Here is a 20,997-nt window from a genome sequence, read left to right on the forward strand (position 1 = left end):
TTCAACTTTTGAAACAAGCAATAACAGTAAATTGTTCTAAATGTTTATAACCTGTTACAATATAATTGCCGCATTGTAACCAGGCATGTGCGTTGAACTTACCTTTCTGTTTGTTTTTGCTCACGCCAAAAAAAACGGTACTCGTCATACGACGGAATTTGAGCATCAATTTTCCGGCCAGCGCCTGTTCAAAGCATTCAGTACGCCAGGGAGACCGTTTTCCGGCACGCAGAATAGCTTTGCCTATGCGAAGCAGCTTATCATTCTTGTCATGATACAGGTATTCATTTTCAGGAGCAGGGAGGGATTTCTTACCAAGAATGGGGGCTAGTTTTCTGAAGGGCAAAAACAAGAGCATTGTTCTGGCCAATGCCAGCAACAACCAGGCTTCAGTAAACATTCTCATGTCTTTTTTATTCATATGATGGAAGTTACATGCGAAAGCAATTCATCCGGGGCACAGTTTGCCGGTCTGGCAATCTGGTATACTGCTGTGTTTTGTAATAACTGTGTGATGGTCTTAAATTTAAGTACCCGCATGTCGGGGGTATTGAAAAAAGAGGGCTTGTAAATATGTTCAACAACGGCTTCAAAGGCATTGCCGCCTGAGAGCCGTTCTGTTGTAAACTGGCCATCATCGCTTAGTTTCAGGAGGATCACCCTGTTTATCGGGTATGGCCGGGTATCAAATTCCTCATGGAAGAAGAGTCCGTATTTTTCCATTCCAGGCATGATAGGGAAAGAGCGATCTTCGTATTCAAATGCCTGCATGCTCTGTTCCCATAGTTTGATCATGGGGTAAGATGCAATTCCGTGCATATGGTTATCCGCACCATTGGCGAGCACGACTATATCATCACTGAATATCCGATACTGTTTATTCATAAGTCCGGCCAGTGTGGTAGACTTCCCTGCACCTGAACGCCCTGCTATCAGGGTGAGTTTGCCATCGATTAACAATGACGCGGTGTGCATGGGGATGATACGTCTTTGCTGTAAGATACCCGCCATAGCGGCTGCCAGTATAAACAGGCGCAACAGGCGCTTTTCAATACCGGCATGATCCGGATGTATAATGATGGTGTTTCCTTCTTTTACATAATATTTTCCTATATCCTGTACCATAAATAACAATTCCTGATCATTCATGGTATATGAAATTCTGCCTGTGCTAAATGAAATGCCATCAGGGGTTTCCGGCATTTCACCCATTCTGATATTTACATGAGCCTGTTCGAATGATGATACAGGGGATAACTCGGGGAACGGTATTTCGGATATAATATTTAAACCAAACCCCCAATATTTATAACTGGACATGGTGGAAGATGGGCGATTGTAAATAATAAGTTTATAATGCAATATTACTTATTTTTACAAAGAAATAATTCCACATCCCAAAAATAACAGCTATGAACCAGGAAGATATAATCCGCAGAAATGATGAAAACTTTATGATCAGTCACCTGGGAGATGAAGTTGTATTAATGGACATTCAACAGGGACATTATATTAATATAAATCCGGTGGGCAGCGTGATATGGGAAAAACTGGCGGCACCTGTAACTATAAAGGATCTGATCAAATCGCTGGTAGAAGAGTTTGATATTTCTACCGCACAATGTGAAGGGGATACCCTGAAGTTTTTGCAAAAATTACGTCAGCACCATATGCTAAATATACAATAATGGAGATTGATGCAATCAGCCAAACCTATTCTCCTGAAATAGCCTGTGTCATTCTATGTTGCAGAGTATTTATTAAAACAGCTGCCGTAACAGATCTGGAGCATTTTGTAGCGCATGGTGATATTGACTGGGAAGAAGTGTACCGGGTAGCAACTTTGCACCGGGTACGTCCTATCGTTTACAGAGTGTTGAATAATACCCATCTTCCCGAATCAACCTTAATCAGGTTTCGAAATTATTGTCATGCACTATCTGTATTTGCTTTTGAACGGCAGATAGAGTCCGCACGTATTCAGCAGGTATTGGGCCAGCAGGAAATTCCGGTAAGGATGTATAAAGGACTGGATTTTACAAAGGTAGTATATGGTGGAGATATCAGTTTGCGTGAATTCACGGATATGGATATGATGATTGCCCCCGGGCAACTATCCGCCATGGTAAACGTAATGAAGGCAGAAGGATATGTATGTAGCCAGGTTGAATATTTACGACGCTTCCCTACAGATTTTGTAACAAACAAAAAAGACATTTGTTTTTATAAGCGGAGCCCGTTGGGGCGGTTATTTGGATTTGAGTTCCACTATCGACCCACTAATTTCATGATGGATCAATCTCTTGGATTCGATGAGTTGCTTGGGAAAGACTCCTCTCCTTTTACCCACGAGCAATATTACAGACTGATGGTGTTAAATCATGGTGCCAGTGATTATTATCCGAATCTAAGATCCCTGGTTGATATAGTCATGTTGTCTCAGGACCGGGTGATGGATGTGCCACCAAAGTTACGACGTTATGAACGCCTTGGGCAGGAATTAACTTCGCAGTTGTTGAATTGTCCGGCACCGGCGGGTCCGGCGGACAGAACGCTGCTTAAATGTGCCACTCTGATTACTGAATGGCAACTGACCGCCACACCCCGTACTAATTGGGAGAGAATCTATATGCATATACGGTTTAGTCCATCTATTCTCCACAAACTCCGGTCAATGGCAAGGGCGGTGTGTTACTTCGCTTTACCCAATGAGAGGGATATTAACAACGTTCAACTACCTTCATTTAAGCTATATTATCTAGCCAAAATAATTCGATTGCTGAACATCTCCGGGAGATTTAAGAAAGTTTTTAGCTGGAGTTGATGCGAATCCGGAAAATGTACCATTAAAACCGTTGGATGTGTTCCGGCGGTAGTGTAGAGTGCGTGTAATTTTGCTACTGTTAAATCACATATTATGAAAACAGTATTGATAACAGGAGCAAATAAGAGTATTGGTTTTGAAACGGCCAGGCAGTTATTGAAATTAGGGTATTATGTATACCTGGGGTGTCGGGATATGGAGAAGGGAGAGCAGGCAGTACACAAACTTCGCGATGAAGGATTGGATCAGGTGGAAACCTTGCTGATTGATGTAGATAATCTATCATCTATACAGGCGGCGCGAGCTAAGGTGACTAAGCTGGATGTATTAATTAATAATGCCGGTATAAGTGGAGGAATGCCCCAGAGTAGTACAAAGACGGATATCAATGTCTTCAGACAGGTATTTGAAACGAACTTCTTTGGAGTGATAGAAGTAACACAGGCGTTTATAGATCTGCTGAAACAGTCGGCTGCGCCACGTATTGTGAATGTGACATCGGGGTTAGGTTCTTTGAACTGTCAGAGTGATCCGAATTATGTACATTACCAGGTGAAGCCGGTGACGTATGTATCTTCTAAGGCTGCGATGAATGCTTATACAATTGTGTTGGCGTATGAACTAAGGGATACAGCGTTTAAGGTAAACGCGGTGGATCCTTGTTATACGGCTACGGATTTTAATAATCATAGTGGTCCGGGAACAGTGAAGGATGCAGCAGCGAGAGTGGTAAAAGCAGCGGAGTTAGGGCAGGATGGATTGACAGGGCAGTTTTTTAGTGATGATAATGCGCCGGAAACAGGGGTAAGTCCATGGTAAGATATTGTAAAGCCGTCTCAATTTTGAGGCGGCTTTTTTAATAAGTTACTTTATAATTTTTAATACGTTTATCATAACGGGTAACTTATCAGATATAGTGTTGGGTTTACAATAACCAGGTTTCCCAAACCGGAAGATGATACGCTGTCAGGTATTAAATAATTTCCTGAAGCTATTCGGTGTGATCCCAAACTTCTTTTTAAACGCCCGCTGAAAATGTTGTGAATGCGCATACCCCAATTCATAAGCAATTTCAGAAATAGTCTTATCTGTATCCTTTATCATTTGCTGCGCCTGTTCCAACCTTAAATTCAACGCATAGTTCAATACAGACGTACCATACAATTGTTTGAACCCCGCTTTAAGTTTATACTCATTCAACTGAGCCTTATTCGCTAACTCCTCCAGCGATGGCGGCTCCTGATACGATCGGGCAAGAATACCAGCAGCATAATGCAGTTTTTCAATATCAGAAGCCCGTAACTTTATTCCGGTATGTACCCTCGGCTCATGCAGCATCGACTCCCATTGCAAACAAAACAACTCATTCACCATACTTTCAAAATAGAGCTTTTGTAGCTGGGGCTGTTTCGGAGACTCCCATAGATGGTTGAGAATATTCGCTATCCGATCAGAAAACCGGAGATCAGGTGATTCAAGAAAAAGCGCCTTGCCGGATATTAATTGCTGCGCTACATGCGGGAATTCAGGTAAGTATTCATTGAATAAGGCTATCGCCTTCTCAGCAGGCATCAGGATACTGATAATCCTAAAATCCCCCTTCCCCATCAACTGGTTCACTTCCAGCGTATCAGGATTAAACAGAAAGCTATGGCTCCCCTGAGGAAGTACCCGGTTTTCATATAACCCCACCTGCGTTTGCAGGATACTCCCTTTTACCACGAATGTAAACTCTGCCCATCCCGGACTATTGTAATGCTCCCATGATGGGGTATCCGCCACAGTTATCATCTCTGAATCAGAAATGATGAAATCCGCTCCTCTATAAATTTGCAATACCCCTGTTCTGGCGTCGAATTGCCCTTCCACCCTTTTATATTCAAATGTTTTTAGCTGTTCAAGCAGATCATGGTACATTTTAATCCGTTTTGTGCACAATCACAAGAGGCGCTCCCCTGAAATTTGCATAAAAATAGAGAAATGAAACAAGATAGCACACAGGTTCTTATTGTAGGTGGTGGTATTACGGGTTTGACAGCAGCATTATTTCTGGCACAACAGGGAGTCAATTTCATTTTGATTGAAAAGCAAAAAGGTACTTCCATTCATCCCCGCGCCAGAACGATCGATATCCGTACCATGGAGTTGTTCAGAGGCCTTGGATTAAGTGAGGAACTGCGTGAAGGCGGAAAAGCATTGGCACCGGCCTGGGGAATATTACGCGGTATCAACCTGGTAGAAACTCTGAACACGACAAAATCAGACATCATCGGGAATGCAAACTTTCCAAAGCAATTTGCAGCCATGAAAGCGCTGGGCGAAAAATCACCTGAAAGTGTTTGTCGCTGTACACAGGATATCAGCGAAGCCATTATCTATCAAAAGGCAAAGCACCATGATCTGCGATTTAACCATCAGCTATTGACATTCCAGCAGGATGAAAACTCAGTAGCAGCCGTAGTAAAGAACAAGGAAACGGAGGAAATATATACCATTCAGGCAAATTATATGATTGCCGCCGATGGTGCGAATAGTATGATACGTAAACAACTGGAGATCCCCCTTGCCGGTCATGGTGCCTGGATGGATCTCCTTAATATCTATTTTGAGGCTGATCTAAGCACGTTAGTACGCGGCAGGGAGTTCAGCCAGTTCTTAATAGAAACGTCTGAAATTACAGGCTTTTTGCTCGCTATAAACAATGCTGACAGGTGGACGTTCCATTTACGTTATGATCCTGAAAAAGGAGAAGTACCCGTGGATGAAATTCTCAGGAAAGTGATTGGTATTCCAGATCTGAAAATGTCTATTCTCAGCATCCTCCCCTGGCAACTTACGGTCCGGATTGCCACCCAATTGCGGGTGAATAAGATCTTCATTGCCGGAGATGCTGCTCATACCATGACACCCTATGCCGGCAAAGGTGCGAATGCAGGTATACAGGATGTACAGAATCTGGCCTGGAAACTGGCCGCTGTTTTAAAACACCAGGCAGGAGATGCATTGTTGGATACCTATCACACTGAACGCCAACCTGTAGGTGCATTCTATGCAAATCTATCAGGAGAAATGGCAGATAAAAACGGGTTGATCGATGAATCAAAGATGATGCAATATGGAGAAAAGCTATTGGGACTGCCAGATTATGCATATGACTCTACTGCTGTTGTGAGACCATCACAACTTTTCAGAGGTGAACCCGGTACCTGTATTCCCCATATGTGGCTGGAAGATGGAAGTTCCTCTCTCGACTGGGTGAAAGGACAATTTGTCTTAATAGCGAACGGACATTTTGAATACTGGCGGGCAGCATGTAAACTATCACATATCCAGGTAAAACTGGTAGAATTATCTGCGAACGAACCATGGATGACATTAACACAGGCTACACCTACCGATGCAATATTAATAAGACCAGATGATTTTGTGGCAGCGAGATTAAACGCCTTACATCCATGTGAGCAGTTAGCGAAAACTATCAAAAAGATCTGTAGTTTGCGGAACATATAGTTCCGCAAACCTCATTTTTCCCTGTAGAAAATATACCCTCCATGATGTAAGGTATCATCATCTACAAATTTTCCGTCTGCCGTAAAACCAGTATCATCCCAATAGTCAATATGATCACCTTTGATTTCATAGCGGCCCGTATAGGCGCTTTGCCGGGTGCCGCGTGCTTCGTCATATCTGCCATTGGGTAATAATTCCTGCCTGATATATTTATCAGCAGTCATCCACATACCCAGGTATTTTTGATTTTCCATGCAACAAAATTAGCCTGAGCAACGGAGTGCATTATTGCAGGACGGAAACAAATACTTACGAAATTCAAACAAGCAAATTATCCAGTGTGGCATAAGTAGACTTCATACCATCTTCCATACCCATTTCAAGGATCTGTTCCAGGTCTGCAAGTGATTTGAAAGTAAGGACACTTTGTACCAACGTCTTCTCCCCTTCTTCCGTAAATGTGATGGTCCAGTCTGCACTGGGAATGTCTGTATTGATCTTACCTTCTTCGTCACAGAAAGCATCTGAAAATGAAAGCTCCTCTTTAGGACGAATGGTTTTATACTGCGTCAATCCCCAATACACAGGGCCATTTGGCTCTGACATAGCATAATGCCAGCGTCCGCCTTCGCGGAAGTTCATTAATTTAGTCCGCATGTGCATAGGCGGGGAGGCAAACCACTGTTCCAGTAATTCACTTTTGGTATAATGGTCCCAGACCTTTGCACGATCAGCTAAGAACTCACGTTTGATGGTCAGGGTATTATTACCCTTATTGGGGATGAAGTCGAACAATAAGTTATTCATGATGGGTGGATTTAATAATGGAGCCATTCGGCGCTATCTGATAGGTTCCCTGTGGCATATATTCCTTTAAATAAAGATGGACAATATATGCTTTGTCCACTACAAGATAGCGCATTCCCAAAAATTGTCCAAACTAATCAGGAACCCCATGCCTGCAATAAAGGAGGATAAAAATCTCCTTTCAGCGCACCTTCTTTGAATGCTTCGTTCAGTATATTTAGTAAGAGCGATTTTGACGAACTGGTAAAAACGATCCCTAATTTACAGGTGTTTAAGGATAGACCGGATAGCAGGAGTTTTGATGCGAGTCAAAGTCGCATCTTAAGTAATATTAGTGATACGGCGGAAAAGCGGTACGGGAATTTTGTTCAAACGTATCCGGAATTAGCTCAAAGAGTACCCTTACATATGATTGCTTCTTATTTAGGATTAACGCGGGAGACGCTGAGTAGGGTCCGGAGAAATTTTCCGAAGTAGGTATTCGGTTTTCCAGTAGCGGATAAAAAAACAGGTAATTCCGCGGTTCTCCCTCCTTATGTAAAAATGTATCAAAACTTCCTACATCTGTATAAATCCATCCGCCCTACCCTACCTAAGCGATCTCGCTGACTGACAAGTTTGTAGTAGATAGTTTCTCCTTCGCCTTTTCAATTAATTTTTTCATGGATGTGCTGCTGGGTATTTTGTCCTGTCAATACTTTCAGTAAGCTACTTAAATATTTCGGAGACAAATTCAGCGTCTGCGCCACATATGCCACTGTTGGTAACTCTTTGGAGCTATTGAAATAATCATTTAATAACTGCTCTAATCGTTCCATTACCTGGTGATTTTCTTTCTCCCTCCCGAAACCTTTTCCTGAAATATCTACGCCGTCATACCCGTTTCCTTCAAAACAACTACACTTAGTTACGTCCGATCCCGAAACCTTTTCCGAAATGTCATTGCCATCATACCCGTTTCCTTCAATACAACAACACTTAATTACGTCCGATCCCGATACCTTTTCCGAAATGTCAATGCCGTCATACCCGTTTCCTTCAAAAAGATATGCGAAAAATAAGAATGATTATCAAACCCCAGCTCTCCGGCTATTTGCTTTACATTCAAATCCGTAAAGTATAACAGACGCTTAGCCTCCGTAACTACCTTGTATTTTATCCAGAATGAAACAGTGGAACCGGTTATCTTTTTCAACGCCTCATTCAGGTACGGCTCCGAAATATGAAGCATCTCAGCATAATCAGCAGGGCTTTTATATTTTATAACATTTTCGCTCAACAGTTTTTTAAACGCCATAGACAACAGCGCAGGTCTTGAATTGTCCGCTATAATTGTTGAAGACTGCTGAATAGCACTGGCCGCCATTTCAAAGAAAGTGCGCAGCAATGCATGCAACACGTTTTGTTGTAAAGCCCGTGTTTTACGATGTAAAATACCCAGCAATAAATCAAAATCCATTATCTCCTCCGGCGTTAAAGTGATCGGTTCATGTTGCCCTGCCCAGCTTTCGATCATATTCCTGCATGCAGGATCTACCAAAGCAGGATCTGCGGCCAGGTACCAACCTTTTGCCTTTTTCGATTTGATGCGATAATGTATTTGTTCCGGCAGGATATAATAAAGTGAATTAGGGCCCACCTTCTTTTCCTCAAAATCTACCACTGTAGTACCGGAACCTTCTACAATGACAAAAAATATATAGTGATCATCCCGGTGTGCACCTAAATCCGTAGATTGCCGGCGATCAGCTTCATCCTCATCCTTATCAGGGGAAAAGGGTTTCAGCACAAATCCCAGGTTGCTTCTATCCTGTAATTTACTTATTGGAACACTGTTCATACCCCAAAAATAGCCTATTTAAGTCTTAGTAATCTATCTGCGTTTCCATGTGCAATTTTGGCAATCTGTTCCGCAGGGAGCTGAATGTTGTGCAGGAAATCGATCCCCATCTGGTTCGTGCTAAAAGGGTAATCTATGGAAAACAGGATATTGTCTATACCAATAGTATCTATGGCAAGTTGGAGTTGAGGTTGTGTAAAGATACCGCTGGTGGTGATAAAGAGTTGTGCTTTGAAGGTCTCGATCAGCGAGCGTTTACCTTGTTTAAAAATACCATTCATCCTTGTCCACATCATAGGCAGCATTTCACCCATATGACCTATGATGATCTTCAGATCAGGGTATTTGTCAAAAATGCCGGCAGCAAATAGGCGGAGTATATGAATCGCTGTTTCTGAGTGCCATCCCCAGCCGTAGCAGGCAATTGCTTCATTGGGCCCGGTAGTGTCGCCAACATTGCTGTAATAGGCATCGATCACTGCCTGTGGGGGTACACCGGGGTGAATATAGAGAGGTACGTTCAGTTGCTGCGCTCTTTCGAATACAGGGGCAAATTTAGGCGCATCCAGGAACTCACCCAGAATGGTGCCCTTAATCATGGCACCCTGAAAACCATGCGTTTTTACAGTACGTTCCAGCTCATCAGCTGCTGCTGCCGGTGTGGTCATGGGGAGGAGGGCAAATGCGGTGAATGATTCCCGGTGGTCTTTCATTTTTTCAGCCAGCAGATCATTGTATTTTGTGGCAAAGGCGGGTGCTTCGCTATCAGGCAGCGCGTATACATCTGTATTTTCTACGGAGAGCACCTGCATGGCTATACCGGTTGCCCGCATGGAGCTGAGGCGTTCACCTGTAATGTCTGCCAGTTTTGCCTGCATATGCTGTGCGGCAGCGGTTGGTTTCGATATTGATAATTCCTGGAAGGAGACGTGCTCTTCTAAAGTAACTATTCTCATGTCATTGGTTTTAAATCAATGCAAAGAGAACAAAGTCTGTGCTGGATATCAATAAAGAGATTGGGGTAATGATAGCAGAATTTGGGGGAACAACCTTCGGGCCATAAGTAATGACCTTTATGTCATGAGCAATAGCCTTCAGGCCATACAAATACCTGAAGGCTATCTATCTTAAAATCCATAAATCCCGCCAGAAACGGCCAACTTCTCTCCCGTTACCCACGCTGCCTCATCTGAAGCCAGAAACACTGCCGCCTTTGCAATATCCTCCGGCTGTCCCATACGACCCAGTGGGGTATTCGCCACTAATTTCTTTTCAAAATCACTACCAATCACTCCTGAGGTATGTGTTCCTTCTGTTTCTACAGTACCAGGTAGCAGCGAGTTGACACGAACATTCTTCCCTCCCAGTTCTTTTGACAATGCCACTGTAATAGCATCTAACGCCGCTTTTGATGCAGAATACACAGATCCTGTAGCCATAGGTGTTCTGGCCGCACCAGAGCTAACATTGATGATGTTGCCACCTTTCTCTCCAAATAGTTTCAATGCACCCTGAATGGTGAGAATAGATCCCCAAACATTAATATTGAATTGCTGATGAAAGGCCGTTGCCGTTACCTGCTCAATCGGTTCCCACTGATAAATGCCTGCATTGTTTACCAATATATCCAGTGTACCGAAAGCCTGCTTTGTTTCTTCAAACAACCTGTTTACATCCGCTTCATTTGCTACGTCGCCCTGTACAGCAATAGCAGTACCGCCGTTATCTGTGATGGTTTTTACTACCTTTTCCGCTCCTTCTTTGCTGGATGCATAATTGACAACCACCTTTGCTCCTTCTGCTGCAAAATGTTTAGCAATTGCTGCGCCTATTCCCTTTGATGCGCCTGTTACGATCGCTACTTTGTTCTTTAGTTTCATTTTGTTGATCATTTAATGCTGAGATACAAAACTAGTTGATACCGGTTTATTTTGGTAATTTTGTAACTAAAAGTTACAGTAACCTGGAGGTAACAAAGTGACAAATCATGGATTGTACAAACGTAAAACGCGACCATAAAAAAGAGATGAGAGCCGTGCAGGATTCAATGGATGTGCTCAGTGGCAAATGGAAAATTTCCATCCTCTCCTCTATCTGCTTTTATTCCAAAAGAAGGTTCTCGGATATATTAGCCGATATAGATGGGATTTCTAATAAAATGCTGAGCAAGGAGCTGAAAGAACTGGAATTAAATAGGCTGATCAAACGAACGGTGTTAGCGACACAACCGATCACTGTTCAATATGAATTGACTGAACATGGGCTATCGTTAAAGACGATTATCGTAAACCTGAAGGATTGGGGGATCAAACACCGGATGGAGATTATCGGGAAGTAGTGTAGGTTGGGAAACATAAAAAAATACCCGGCAAAGTAAGTGTTATCCGCATAGTCACATATGCCTATATTCCGGCAATCTTCCGGACCGATCTTTATATTTTTAAATTACTACATAAATCCCCGATTGAGCTACAATTGCCAATTCTCTTCTTTTGACCTTTGGAATATCAATTTCAAATTATGGACAACACGAAAAGAATTGCCTTAATAACAGGCGCAAATCAGGGAGTTGGTTTCCAGCTCGCAAAAGAACTGGCGGCTCATGGTCATATTGTACTTGTCGGATCCCGTAATTACCAAAACGGTGAAACAGCCGCTCAATCAATCGGAGCAGGTGCGATTCCTATCCAATTGGATGTGACGGATGCCACTTCTATTCAGGCAGCAGCCAAACGTATTGAAAGTGAGTTTGGTCGTCTTGACCTGTTGGTGAATAATGCCGCTATTTCCCGTTCAGGAAGAAATGAGATTACGCTGGAGAATTATGCAGCTACATATGGTGTAAGCACTGTTTCTTTGGATGAGGTACGTGCCATCTGGGAGACAAATGTATTTGGTGCACTGGCGGTGTACCAGGCTATGTTGCCGCTGTTAAGGCTTTCAAAGGATGCGCGTATTGTGAATGTATCGAGTAGCGCAGGCTCTCTCACATTAAATGCGGATCCTTCTTTTCCATACCGGAAAATGTTTAGCCCGGCGTATGCAGGGTCGAAGAGCGCATTTAACATCATGGCATTGTCAATGATGATCGAGCACGAAAACGACGGTATCAAGGTGAATCTTGTATCACCTGAATTCACAAGTACAGCACTGAATAATTTTCAGGGAACAGAGACGCTCGAAGATGGATCACGTGAAGTAGTTAGAGTGGCTTTATTTGGTCCTGATGAACCAGGTGGTACATTTACCCGGTGGGAAAATACCAACATTCCGTGGTAAACTATTTATACCGGGTGCGGACTTAGCAAAGTGCGGCACCCGGTAATCGTTCAAATCCAGGTTTGGGTTGACGCCTGCTGAACCTGCAGCGATCAGCCGATTATAAAATTACGTTCACTAAAAGCAGGTAGCAAAGGTGGTTCTTCATAAAAATATCGGATCTCATCAGTTGCATCCGATAATCCTAAGCTATACAAAACAGGTACAAAATGATCTGGAGTAGGTGATGCCAGCGCACCTAACTGATGACTGGATTGGTAGTGAATAATATTCTCAAACTTTCTTTCGTCTATCTGTTTTTTCAGCCAGGCATCGTATTCTTCCTCCCAGCCAAAAGGTGTCATATCATTTCGCTGCATTTTTGTTCTGACCAGCGAGAGATTATGGATCAGGGATCCGCTACCAATAATCAACACGCCTTTGTTGCGCAATGATTTCAGCTGTTGCCCAAGAGCATAGTGATATTCAGGTTTTGCATAATAGTCCAGGCTTAGTTCAAAGACAGGTACATCCTCATCTGGAAACAAATGCATCAGGATAGGCCATGCACCGTGATCCAATCCTCATTCAGCAGTTTCTTCTGCCTGTGGAATGGCCTTCTTCACTTCGTGGGCAATCTCTGGTGAACCTTTGGCTTTGTAATAGACTTTATAGTATTCTTCGGGGAAACCATAGTAGTCAAAAATTTGTGCTTGTTCTTCAGAATGATTGATATAGGTACCATTCGTACACCAGTGTGCAGAGATGACCAGCGCTGCTTTTACATCGTAATTACTTTTCAAATCCTTTCCAAGATTGTACAATGCTTTCCAAAAGGGGGGGTCATCCCGGCTCATGACAATGTTCATGGGGTTGCCATGAGAGGTAAATAATACCGGCATCTTTTTGCTTTGTACTAATAGTTGGTCTGTGTAATTTTTAAGTGCGCTGATATTTTCCTTAGTAGATCCAAAAGTAGTATCATCTATTGTATATTCAGCCCTACTTTCCAAAAGGAAAGCGGCTCATTTTAGTATTTTCGTGTATGCTATTTTCACTACTGTGGAATAACCATTTCCGACGTCTGCGACTGACAAACCAGTCACCCCACCATCAGCATTTTTTGTGGCACTGAAATGATAAACCACTGAATTAAACGAACCGCCTTTTACTATTGAGACATCGGGATTGATGTACTGGTACCAGAAAAGATCAAAAATACTTAAAGGGCCAAATGGCTGGCTCCTGATAGACAGCCAGAAAAGTAATGTTTTATCGAGAGTACTGATATCGGTACCGGTTCCTGTATTAAAGCGAACACTATAAGGAACTGTGATAAAATCTTCAGTAGGTGGATCGGTAGTAAAATCATGCGAATAACTGAAGGTTTTAAAGTGCAGCGAATCCAGATCCGTATTGCTGAAATAGGTGGCTGTGGCCAGTGAGTCGCTGGTATAAAAGCCTGTGGATGAGCCACCTCCATCTACAACGTAGCTGTAAGCACTTTTTATGTGGCTGTTTGCATCATATGTGAACACGGTACTGGAGAGCATACTATCGCTACCAAAAGCAGCATTGATCAACAAACTATCCAGTCGGCCGGCAGTATTGTAATTAAAATAGTATTCCAGGTAATAGTCCAGATAATAGCGGCCACCTTTTACGGTTGCAATTGCTCCTTTTGTATTGTAGGTAAATGTCCAGAGAGATTTATCGGTCTGGATTATTTTATCAATCTGATAGTTGCCATTATAATGAATGGAGAATGTATCTGGAATGAGGGTTGTATCACCACCCTGATAATATAATACTTTGGATATGAAGGTAAGAGAGTCCTGCGGGTATTCTCCGGAGGAGCTGGGTGTATCTTTTTTACAGCCGACCACAAGGATTAACAGAATAATAAGGCTCAGAATGAATTTCATATTATTAGGATATGGGATCAAATATAGACAAATTTATTTCCCGTATGATAAGACCTCCACGAACGGTGCAGGGCCCCATTTTTTAATCACATCGGTAGTCAGCATGTTAAAAGGCTGCGCCGTACCACCCAATTCCCCGCAGTAATTGCTAAATACAACATGTGCGATTTTATAATGCCTGATCACATAAGCACAAAGAATACAAGGCTCCACATTAGAGTATAAAGAGGCTCCTTCGCATGAGCCTGAACCATGCGTATGTACAGCATCCAAAACCACTACCACTTCGGCATGGCGGGTTACATCTTTCAGACGGCGGCTTTGTTCACTGCCTTCTCCGATTATTATTCCATCCTTTACTATGACACAACCTACCGCGCTCTCTCCTACCCCGGCGGCTATTTGCGCGAGTTCCAGACAGCGATTCAAATAAAAGGCATGATCTTCCATACCCAAATATACATATTCACTATTCTAATCTCACTTCCCTCACGGTTTCATTTCCGGGCAGATCTACCGCCACTACGACGACCTTGCCACCGGGTGGCAGGTTCGCTATCTTATAATGCCAATCCACGCCATTTCGGCCTAAAACTGCCTTTCCTCTTTCGAGTATGCTGCCGGCAGCATCAACTACACGAATATCTATAGATGCTACCCTAAATTCATTTTTCGCAGTCACTACCACAGTCTCTTCTTCGAACCGGATATTTTGAATCTCCGGAGCCTTATATGCATCCTTCACCGCCATATTATAAGCATTCTGCCCCGGGCCTGCCAGCGACTTATAATAAGCCTTCAGTTCAGGATCCTGCAGGATCGCTATAGCATAAGCTGCCGCTATTTTCATCTTATACCGGGCTTCCAGCTGCTTTTTAGTCGGCTTTTTCTTTGACGGACCACGTTTCTTGGCAATGATAATCTGGTCATTCCTTTCGTAAATCGTGAATTGATCGCCGAGGCTGCCCCGGACGGCATAAAGGAGTAAATTGTCTTTTACTAGAGCCATAACAAACACTTTTGGGGTTATAAGATCAAATTTAAAGATAAGTCTGGTTATATAGTGCAACTATAGCACTAAATGAGTACTAATACATCATTAAAAGGGCACCTCAATATCAATTTGATATTAAGATGCCCTTTTAATGTACTTATGGTGCCCTTATAGCAGTATAGTTGGACTATAGCTCTAAAGGCGATTCCGCCTTTAGAGGCAAACAATGCGCTAATTTGTAAATTGGAAATAGAAATGTATAGACCTCTAAATATTATTCCTCAAAAAATATATCCACATAATCCACCACATTATTCCCTTCACAATTATCCATTTCCTGCAATCACCAATACTTCCTCTCCCCTTTCACCAAAAAATGATACGTTCCCGTCTTCTCACATACCTCTCCATTATTCACCCCCGAATACTTCGTTTGTATAGTTCCTTTAAACGTCATGGGTACCTCAAGTGGAGATATTTTAGAAAAAAGGACTGTAGGGATTACCAATAAGGGAAATGTGATCATCAAAGCTGGTATAAACTCCCCCTGTAGCTAGTGTAGGAGCAGAAGTATCTGTTCATGAGGAAATTGTAAGATCAGTAAATAATGTTACCGATTTCATTTATAATGCTAAATTTATTTCAATTTCCATGATAATATACATTTACTTTTGCCTGTTGTTACCTATGAGTATAAGGCATATTCAACTGTACAACAACTAAAGTAATTTAAATGCAAAAAGTTTTATTATTCTGTTTTGTCACATTTTCTCTTCTAAGTTGCAAAGGCCAAAACCACCCAGCCTTAAACGCGTCAGCAGGATATATATCAATTTATTTATCCGTCGATGGGAATAAAGACAGTTTGAATTTTGAAAAAATACGGGCTACACCATCCGGTAACTTTACCTGCCAGGAAAAGACTAATGGAGATCTCTGGGTAAAATTCAGCCCTCATGATACAACAGTGGTGTGGGTAAGTGCTGACCAACCAGAAAATAAAAAGGGTATTGAGAAATTAAAGAAGAATATAGGTGGATATTCACTGAAGGGTGCCTACCTGAATCCATCCGAGCCATTTGATATTTTCCATGTGATATATACATCGGACAGTAATCCAAACAGCTTGTTCATTATAACCTATTCTAACATAGGAGAGGATATATTAAGTGTGGCTCTATTTAATGACAAACCACTAAATCCTTTACTAGAACAGAATATAAGATTTAATTTAATGAAATGATTAGCTGGTATAATTACTGATAGCCAATAGGAAACCAAACACCTCTTCTATTGGGTGGTAGCATATTAGGTAATACATGCCCATTGTCAAGCTCGTTGATATCAATATTCTCTTTAACTAAGATAATCTTAGGAAGATCTTTTCCTGAGAAAACTTTTTCCTTTAGAATCTGAATCACATCATCATAATTTATTCCGGTCACTCCACACCCCATTCTAGTACCATATGGTGCATTACTATAACCTTCAAACCCGAACTCAAACCAATATCTTATCATAATACTTTATTGTTTCCTAATGTATGGTGGAATTTCTAAAACGTTAAATATTCCCCTTCCTCCTCAACCCCCGATACCGCTCCGGACTCACCTCCATACTCTTCTTAAACAACCTCGAAAAATGAAAAGGATCATCATACCCTATCGCCACCGCTACATCCTTTATCTTCATATCCGTTGTATACAACAACAAACAAGCCTTCTGTAATTTCAGATGTATAAAATAATTCAATGGCGACATACCCGTGGCCTTTTTAAATAAACTTGAAAAATGTGACGGAGACAAATCTATCTTCCTTGCCAGATCCTCCACTGTCAACGTTGATGCTACCTGCTGCTGCATATACCGGATCGTTTCATTGATCCTGTCATTGATGGCGTCCTGTTCACCAGATACCTTGTCAGGATACACGAATGTGGCGATAAAATGATACAGGTACAAACTCGCCTTACCCAGGTTATCCTTCCCAAACCCCATCTTCAAACTCTGAAACATATCATTCCACAACTCAATCCCATTCTCATTCGCATGTATATGCCGGGGGCCGTCGAACGGACCTATATTAAAATTCCGGTTAAAGGTGTCCATGTCTTTTCCGCTGAAATGTACCCAGTAAATTGTCCATGGATGATGATCGTCTGATCCGTAACGCAGGTGAGAACTGGTAGCAGGAATTATCACGAATTCATTGACACCAACCTCAAAACGCCGGTTACCAATCTCATACCAGCCCTTTCCACCAGTACAATAAATAAGAATGTTATCTGTACAACCGTTCTTTCTGTCGCGGAAGTGAAATGCCGCCTTTGGAAAATAGCCTATATGCGTAATATATAGCTGGCTGAGTACAGTATTCGCTTTGATGGCATTCTTCCAGACTGCATCAGGAAGGCTGATGAGCTGCTGTCCCGCAAAACCATCTCTTCGTTTTACAGTTTTCATAACGCGCCACTGGATTTATCTACAAAATACAAAATCGTAGTATAATTCATGAAAATAAATGAATCCTCCATTTATTACAGGGTTGCGATTAGATACTTTTGTTTCACACAATTCCAGTTATGAAATAATTAAAAATTGGTTTATGCCAAAATTCCCGTTTGTATCTCTATCAGGGATACTGATCACTATTTTCCTGTACATCAGCATCAGCACATCTGCACAACAACCTACAAAGATCACTATTACAGGGACAATCACCGACTCTTCAGGATCAAAGCTCGAGGGGGTGAACGTTGTGGCGGAAAACAAAAAGAACATCGCCACTTCTACCAATTCTACAGGTAAATTCATCCTGGATGCTGAACCAGGTACCCTACTGCGATTTTCGTATGTAGGTTTTGAACAACAGTACATTACCGTATCACCCAATTCAAAGGTGATCAACCTTGTCATGAAACATGCTTCTGCCACTGTGGAAGAGGTGGTGGTAGTCGCCTATGGCCGAAAACAACGCAAGGAGGCCGTGGTTGGTTCTGTTACCACCATAGACCCCGGTGCACTGAGGATCCCATCCAGCAACCTTACAAATGCCCTGGCTGGTCAGATTGCCGGCATGATCTCCTTTCAGAGAGGTGGACAACCGGGGTTGGATAATTCCTCTTTCTTCATCCGTGGGGTCACTACCTTCGGATATAGTGCCAGTCCGCTGATTCTGGTAGACAATGTGGAACTCAGTGCCAATGAACTGGCCCGCCTACAGGTAGATGATATCGCAAGTTTCTCTATCCTGAAAGATGCCAGTGCCTCCGCACTGTATGGTGCAAGAGGTGCCAATGGCGTAATACTGGTTACTACTAAAGAAGGGAAAGCAGGCAAAGCCAGTATGAACGTGCGTTATGAACGCTCCGTTTCCCGGCCTACGCAGACCGTGAAACTTGGTGATCCGGTCACTTACATGAAATTGTACAACGAGGCACTGACTACGCGCAATCCGCTGGCCACACCCCTGTATACCCCCAACCAGATCATCAATACACAGGCCACTATGGACAAGGCGCCGGGGTATAACCCTTACGTATACCCTGCTGTGGACTGGATGAAGACATTGTTCAAAGATCAGGCGACTACTCAGCGCGCCAATTTCAGTGTACAGGGTGGTAGTGATGTAGCCAAATACTATATCGCTGGTTCTTATGATAAGGACAATGGTATTCTGCAGGTAAACCCTGTCAACAACTTCAATTCTGCCATGAAGTTTGAGAACTACCAGTTACGCTCCAATGTGAATGTGAAACTCACAAAAACCACTGAAGCCGTAGTACGCCTATGGGGTAATTTCAATGAATATACCGGCCCTATTACCGGCGATCAGTCAGGACTGGCGAGTGATCTGTACGACAGGGCACTGCATACAAGCCCCGTGTCTTTCCCTGCTTATTTTCCTGCCGATAGCGCCAACCTCCTTACCAAACATATTTTGTTCGGTAACTCACTGACCTCATCCGGTAATTTACAGGCCAATCCTTACGCAGATCTGATGTATGGATACAAAAGTTTTTCGGAGTCAAGGTTATCAGCGCAGTTTGAACTGAACCAGGACTTCAATTTCATCACAAAAGGATTGTCATTCCACGGATTATTCAGCACGAACAGGTATGCCTACTTTGACCTGACCAGGTCATACAAGCCATTCTACTATGATGTAATGAACTATGACCAGACCAGTAATACTTATTCCCTGAACTGGCTGAATAGTCAGCCGGGGGGCGCACAGGAATTCCTCAGTTATTACCCGGGCACGAAGGATGTGAATACTTTCCTTTATTTACAGGGATCACTGGATTACGCACGGGCATTTGGCAAACATAATGTGAGTGCTGCACTGATCGGTACCAGACAACAAAAGCTAAATGCGGATGCCAACGATCCAAACACACATCAGCCATCCCTTCAGTATTCACTTCCTTACCGCAACCTGGGATTAGCAGGAAGAGCAACTTATTCTTTCGCCAGTAAATATTTCCTTGAATTCAACTTTGGTTATAACGGATCTGAACGTTTCTCTACCCAATATCGCTGGGGTTTCTTCCCTACTGTCGGTGCAGGATGGGTCGTGTCTAATGAAAAGTTCTGGAAAGGCGATGTCTCTCATATCATTACCAGACTGAAATTAAGAGGGAGTTATGGCTTAGTGGGTAATGACAATATCGATAATACCAGGTTCTATTATTTGTCGAATGTAACACCTGATGATGTGAATGGGCCTTCGGCCGTATTTGGTACAACCAATGGTGTGAAGATGTATGGTACGACCATCCAGAACTACCCGAACCCCGGCGTAACCTGGGAGACCGCCCGTAAATCCAATCTGGCTGCAGAAGTCACTTTCTTTGACAAGTTAAATATCACTGCAGAAATTTATCACGAATTCCGATACAATATCCTGCAACAAAGAGGATATATACCCGTCACCACCGGTCTGGAAGCTGCCGTAAAATCCAATGTAGGCGAAGCGACTGCCAAAGGATTGGATCTGAATATTAACTATAAACAAACGTTTTCCAAAAACTTTTGGGCATCTGTACTGGGTAACCTGACAGTTACGTCCAACAAGTACCAGCGTTTTGAAGAACCGGAATATAAATACGGGTATCGTTTTCAGAATGGAAAACCTATCAACCAGCCATTCGGATACATTGCAGAGAGATTATTTGTAGATGATAAAGAAGCGGCAAATTCACCTACCCAGTTATTTGGTGCTTCGCCTGTTCCTGCTGGTGGTGATATCAAATACAGAGATGTCAATAAGGATGGTATCATTAATCAGGATGACCAGGTACCTATCGGTTTACCCACCACACCGCAGATCATTTATGGCTTTGGATTTTCTTTAGGCTACAAAAACTTTGACCTCAATGCCTTCTTCCAGGGACTTGCCAGAGAATCCTTTTTTATCAATGCCACATCGCAGGATGACAGGTATTATGCAAAATACGGTACTGCACCATTTGTAAACAACGCACAGATCTTACAGGCGTATGCAGACAATCACTGGTCAGAAGAGAACCAGAACTTATATGCATTGTGGCCAAGACTTTCCACCACCGACATCCTGAACAATCAGCAGCAAAGTACCTGGTGGCTGAGAGACGGTAGCTTTATGCGCCTCAAATCAGTAGAGCTGGGGTATAGTTTGCCGAAGTCACTGACGAAAAGGATGTACATCAGAACGATGCGCATTTATTTCAGCGGATTAAATCTGCTCACGTTCAGCCATTTTAAACTGTGGGATCCGGAACAGGCTGGGCAGGGCTTTGGGTACCCGATACAGAAGGTTTTCAACTGTGGTATTAACGTAAACCTTTAAATGAATTCA

General features: G+C 42.7%; 21 protein-coding genes and 2 pseudogenes. 8 read left to right on the plus strand and 15 right to left on the minus strand.

Annotated elements, in window-relative coordinates:
* Nucleotide 1 precedes the first annotated feature (1 nt).
* Nucleotides 2–421 carry a lasso peptide biosynthesis B2 protein gene (locus QQL36_RS30250; RefSeq protein WP_083722407.1) on the minus strand — a complete coding sequence of 140 codons (420 nt, stop codon included), beginning with the start codon at nt 419–421 and terminating at the stop codon, nt 2–4.
* Nucleotides 418–1,362 carry a hypothetical protein gene (locus tag QQL36_RS30255; RefSeq protein WP_143708812.1) on the minus strand — a complete coding sequence of 315 codons (945 nt, stop codon included), beginning with the start codon at nt 1,360–1,362 and terminating at the stop codon, nt 418–420. The genes QQL36_RS30250 and QQL36_RS30255 overlap by 4 nt, the downstream gene beginning before the upstream one ends.
* Nucleotides 1,363–1,412: 50 nt before the next feature.
* Here QQL36_RS30255 and QQL36_RS30260 point away from each other — a divergent pair, with 50 nt between their 5' ends.
* From QQL36_RS30260 to QQL36_RS30270, 3 genes are all read left to right on the plus strand, one after another.
* A complete protein-coding gene (locus QQL36_RS30260) occupies nt 1,413–1,688 on the plus strand; it encodes a PqqD family protein (RefSeq protein ID WP_083722409.1) in 276 nt (91 codons plus the stop codon).
* On the plus strand, nt 1,688–2,824 hold the full coding sequence (locus QQL36_RS30265) for a nucleotidyltransferase family protein (protein ID WP_321567838.1): 1,137 nt from the start codon (nt 1,688–1,690) through the stop codon (nt 2,822–2,824). The genes QQL36_RS30260 and QQL36_RS30265 overlap by 1 nt, the downstream gene beginning before the upstream one ends.
* Nucleotides 2,825–2,917: 93 nt before the next feature.
* On the plus strand, nt 2,918–3,643 hold the full coding sequence (locus QQL36_RS30270) for an SDR family oxidoreductase (protein WP_083722411.1): 726 nt from the start codon (nt 2,918–2,920) through the stop codon (nt 3,641–3,643).
* A gap of 147 nt (nt 3,644–3,790) precedes the next feature.
* Here the strand turns inward: QQL36_RS30270 and QQL36_RS30275 are convergent, their stop codons facing one another.
* Nucleotides 3,791–4,741 (minus strand): AraC family transcriptional regulator, encoded by a 951-nt coding sequence (locus QQL36_RS30275; RefSeq protein ID WP_321567839.1) that lies wholly within the window; start codon nt 4,739–4,741, stop codon nt 3,791–3,793.
* A gap of 63 nt (nt 4,742–4,804) precedes the next feature.
* Here QQL36_RS30275 and QQL36_RS30280 point away from each other — a divergent pair, with 63 nt between their 5' ends.
* The gene (locus tag QQL36_RS30280) at nt 4,805–6,334 is read left to right on the plus strand and encodes an FAD-dependent oxidoreductase (RefSeq protein ID WP_321567840.1); all 1,530 of its coding nucleotides are present in this window, start codon (nt 4,805–4,807) and stop codon (nt 6,332–6,334) included.
* Nucleotides 6,335–6,345: 11 nt separating this feature from the next.
* On the opposite strand, the gene QQL36_RS30285 is transcribed toward QQL36_RS30280, so the two are convergent.
* From QQL36_RS30285 to QQL36_RS30310, 6 genes and pseudogenes are all read right to left on the minus strand, one after another.
* Nucleotides 6,346–6,588 (minus strand): Atu4866 domain-containing protein, encoded by a 243-nt coding sequence (locus tag QQL36_RS30285; RefSeq protein ID WP_083722414.1) that lies wholly within the window; start codon nt 6,586–6,588, stop codon nt 6,346–6,348.
* 64 nt (nt 6,589–6,652) lie between these two features.
* On the minus strand, nt 6,653–7,141 hold the full coding sequence (locus QQL36_RS30290; RefSeq protein ID WP_235643589.1) for an SRPBCC family protein: 489 nt from the start codon (nt 7,139–7,141) through the stop codon (nt 6,653–6,655).
* Between the two features lie 595 nt (nt 7,142–7,736).
* Nucleotides 7,737–7,983 (minus strand): annotated as a pseudogene (locus tag QQL36_RS30295) (helix-turn-helix domain-containing protein); the annotation flags it as partial.
* A gap of 140 nt (nt 7,984–8,123) precedes the next feature.
* Complete coding sequence (locus QQL36_RS30300; RefSeq protein WP_321567841.1) at nt 8,124–8,981, minus strand: helix-turn-helix transcriptional regulator; 858 nt, start codon at nt 8,979–8,981, stop codon at nt 8,124–8,126.
* 14 nt (nt 8,982–8,995) lie between these two features.
* Nucleotides 8,996–9,937 (minus strand): amidohydrolase family protein, encoded by a 942-nt coding sequence (locus QQL36_RS30305; protein ID WP_321567842.1) that lies wholly within the window; start codon nt 9,935–9,937, stop codon nt 8,996–8,998.
* Between the two features lie 171 nt (nt 9,938–10,108).
* Entirely contained in the window at nt 10,109–10,861 is a 753-nt protein-coding gene (locus tag QQL36_RS30310; protein WP_321567843.1) for a glucose 1-dehydrogenase, read from the minus strand.
* A 107-nt stretch (nt 10,862–10,968) separates the two neighbouring features.
* Between QQL36_RS30310 and QQL36_RS30315 the strand changes: the two genes are divergently transcribed.
* Nucleotides 10,969–11,319 carry a helix-turn-helix domain-containing protein gene (locus QQL36_RS30315; protein WP_321567844.1) on the plus strand — a complete coding sequence of 117 codons (351 nt, stop codon included), beginning with the start codon at nt 10,969–10,971 and terminating at the stop codon, nt 11,317–11,319.
* A gap of 182 nt (nt 11,320–11,501) precedes the next feature.
* Nucleotides 11,502–12,260, plus strand: coding sequence for an SDR family NAD(P)-dependent oxidoreductase (locus QQL36_RS30320; protein WP_321567845.1), 759 nt, complete (start codon nt 11,502–11,504; stop codon nt 12,258–12,260).
* Nucleotides 12,261–12,352: 92 nt separating this feature from the next.
* Here QQL36_RS30320 and QQL36_RS30325 read toward each other — a convergent pair.
* From QQL36_RS30325 to QQL36_RS30340, 4 genes and pseudogenes are all read right to left on the minus strand, one after another.
* Nucleotides 12,353–13,141, minus strand: a pseudogene (locus QQL36_RS30325) (dioxygenase).
* A 123-nt stretch (nt 13,142–13,264) separates the two neighbouring features.
* On the minus strand, nt 13,265–14,164 hold the full coding sequence (locus tag QQL36_RS30330) for a hypothetical protein (RefSeq protein ID WP_321567846.1): 900 nt from the start codon (nt 14,162–14,164) through the stop codon (nt 13,265–13,267).
* Between the two features lie 33 nt (nt 14,165–14,197).
* Nucleotides 14,198–14,614 (minus strand): nucleoside deaminase, encoded by a 417-nt coding sequence (locus QQL36_RS30335; protein WP_321567847.1) that lies wholly within the window; start codon nt 14,612–14,614, stop codon nt 14,198–14,200.
* 19 nt (nt 14,615–14,633) lie between these two features.
* The gene (locus tag QQL36_RS30340) at nt 14,634–15,173 is read right to left on the minus strand and encodes a hypothetical protein (protein ID WP_321567848.1); all 540 of its coding nucleotides are present in this window, start codon (nt 15,171–15,173) and stop codon (nt 14,634–14,636) included.
* A 718-nt stretch (nt 15,174–15,891) separates the two neighbouring features.
* Between QQL36_RS30340 and QQL36_RS30345 the strand changes: the two genes are divergently transcribed.
* Complete coding sequence (locus tag QQL36_RS30345) at nt 15,892–16,401, plus strand: hypothetical protein (protein WP_321567849.1); 510 nt, start codon at nt 15,892–15,894, stop codon at nt 16,399–16,401.
* A 13-nt stretch (nt 16,402–16,414) separates the two neighbouring features.
* Here QQL36_RS30345 and QQL36_RS30350 read toward each other — a convergent pair whose 3' ends face one another.
* On the minus strand, nt 16,415–16,678 hold the full coding sequence (locus tag QQL36_RS30350) for a hypothetical protein (RefSeq protein ID WP_321567850.1): 264 nt from the start codon (nt 16,676–16,678) through the stop codon (nt 16,415–16,417).
* 43 nt (nt 16,679–16,721) lie between these two features.
* Nucleotides 16,722–17,621 carry an AraC family transcriptional regulator gene (locus tag QQL36_RS30355; protein WP_321567851.1) on the minus strand — a complete coding sequence of 300 codons (900 nt, stop codon included), beginning with the start codon at nt 17,619–17,621 and terminating at the stop codon, nt 16,722–16,724.
* Nucleotides 17,622–17,763: 142 nt separating this feature from the next.
* Between QQL36_RS30355 and QQL36_RS30360 the strand changes: the two genes are divergently transcribed.
* Complete coding sequence (locus QQL36_RS30360; RefSeq protein WP_321567852.1) at nt 17,764–20,988, plus strand: TonB-dependent receptor; 3,225 nt, start codon at nt 17,764–17,766, stop codon at nt 20,986–20,988.
* Nucleotides 20,989–20,997: the final 9 nt, after the last annotated feature.

It is taken from the genome of Chitinophaga sp. LS1, assembly GCF_034274695.1.
GTDB lineage: Bacteria > Bacteroidota > Bacteroidia > Chitinophagales > Chitinophagaceae > Chitinophaga.

Excerpts from the sequence above, each read along its gene's own strand:
- QQL36_RS30250 (WP_083722407.1), bottom strand. The coding sequence starts at position 421 with ATGAATAAAAAAGACATGAGAATGTTTACTGAAGCCTGGTTGTTGCTG.
- QQL36_RS30260 (WP_083722409.1), top strand. The coding sequence starts at position 1,413 with ATGAACCAGGAAGATATAATCCGCAGAAATGATGAAAACTTTATGATC.
- QQL36_RS30265 (WP_321567838.1), top strand. The coding sequence starts at position 1,688 with ATGGAGATTGATGCAATCAGCCAAACCTATTCTCCTGAAATAGCCTGT.
- QQL36_RS30270 (WP_083722411.1), top strand. The coding sequence starts at position 2,918 with ATGAAAACAGTATTGATAACAGGAGCAAATAAGAGTATTGGTTTTGAA.
- QQL36_RS30275 (WP_321567839.1), bottom strand. The coding sequence starts at position 4,741 with ATGTACCATGATCTGCTTGAACAGCTAAAAACATTTGAATATAAAAGG.
- QQL36_RS30280 (WP_321567840.1), top strand. The coding sequence starts at position 4,805 with ATGAAACAAGATAGCACACAGGTTCTTATTGTAGGTGGTGGTATTACG.
- QQL36_RS30285 (WP_083722414.1), bottom strand. The coding sequence starts at position 6,588 with ATGGAAAATCAAAAATACCTGGGTATGTGGATGACTGCTGATAAATAT.
- QQL36_RS30290 (WP_235643589.1), bottom strand. The coding sequence starts at position 7,141 with ATGAATAACTTATTGTTCGACTTCATCCCCAATAAGGGTAATAATACC.
- QQL36_RS30300 (WP_321567841.1), bottom strand. The coding sequence starts at position 8,981 with ATGAACAGTGTTCCAATAAGTAAATTACAGGATAGAAGCAACCTGGGA.
- QQL36_RS30305 (WP_321567842.1), bottom strand. The coding sequence starts at position 9,937 with ATGAGAATAGTTACTTTAGAAGAGCACGTCTCCTTCCAGGAATTATCA.
- QQL36_RS30310 (WP_321567843.1), bottom strand. The coding sequence starts at position 10,861 with ATGAAACTAAAGAACAAAGTAGCGATCGTAACAGGCGCATCAAAGGGA.
- QQL36_RS30315 (WP_321567844.1), top strand. The coding sequence starts at position 10,969 with ATGGATTGTACAAACGTAAAACGCGACCATAAAAAAGAGATGAGAGCC.
- QQL36_RS30320 (WP_321567845.1), top strand. The coding sequence starts at position 11,502 with ATGGACAACACGAAAAGAATTGCCTTAATAACAGGCGCAAATCAGGGA.
- QQL36_RS30330 (WP_321567846.1), bottom strand. The coding sequence starts at position 14,164 with ATGAAATTCATTCTGAGCCTTATTATTCTGTTAATCCTTGTGGTCGGC.
- QQL36_RS30335 (WP_321567847.1), bottom strand. The coding sequence starts at position 14,614 with ATGGAAGATCATGCCTTTTATTTGAATCGCTGTCTGGAACTCGCGCAA.
- QQL36_RS30340 (WP_321567848.1), bottom strand. The coding sequence starts at position 15,173 with ATGGCTCTAGTAAAAGACAATTTACTCCTTTATGCCGTCCGGGGCAGC.
- QQL36_RS30345 (WP_321567849.1), top strand. The coding sequence starts at position 15,892 with ATGCAAAAAGTTTTATTATTCTGTTTTGTCACATTTTCTCTTCTAAGT.
- QQL36_RS30350 (WP_321567850.1), bottom strand. The coding sequence starts at position 16,678 with ATGATAAGATATTGGTTTGAGTTCGGGTTTGAAGGTTATAGTAATGCA.
- QQL36_RS30355 (WP_321567851.1), bottom strand. The coding sequence starts at position 17,621 with ATGAAAACTGTAAAACGAAGAGATGGTTTTGCGGGACAGCAGCTCATC.
- QQL36_RS30360 (WP_321567852.1), top strand. The coding sequence starts at position 17,764 with ATGCCAAAATTCCCGTTTGTATCTCTATCAGGGATACTGATCACTATT.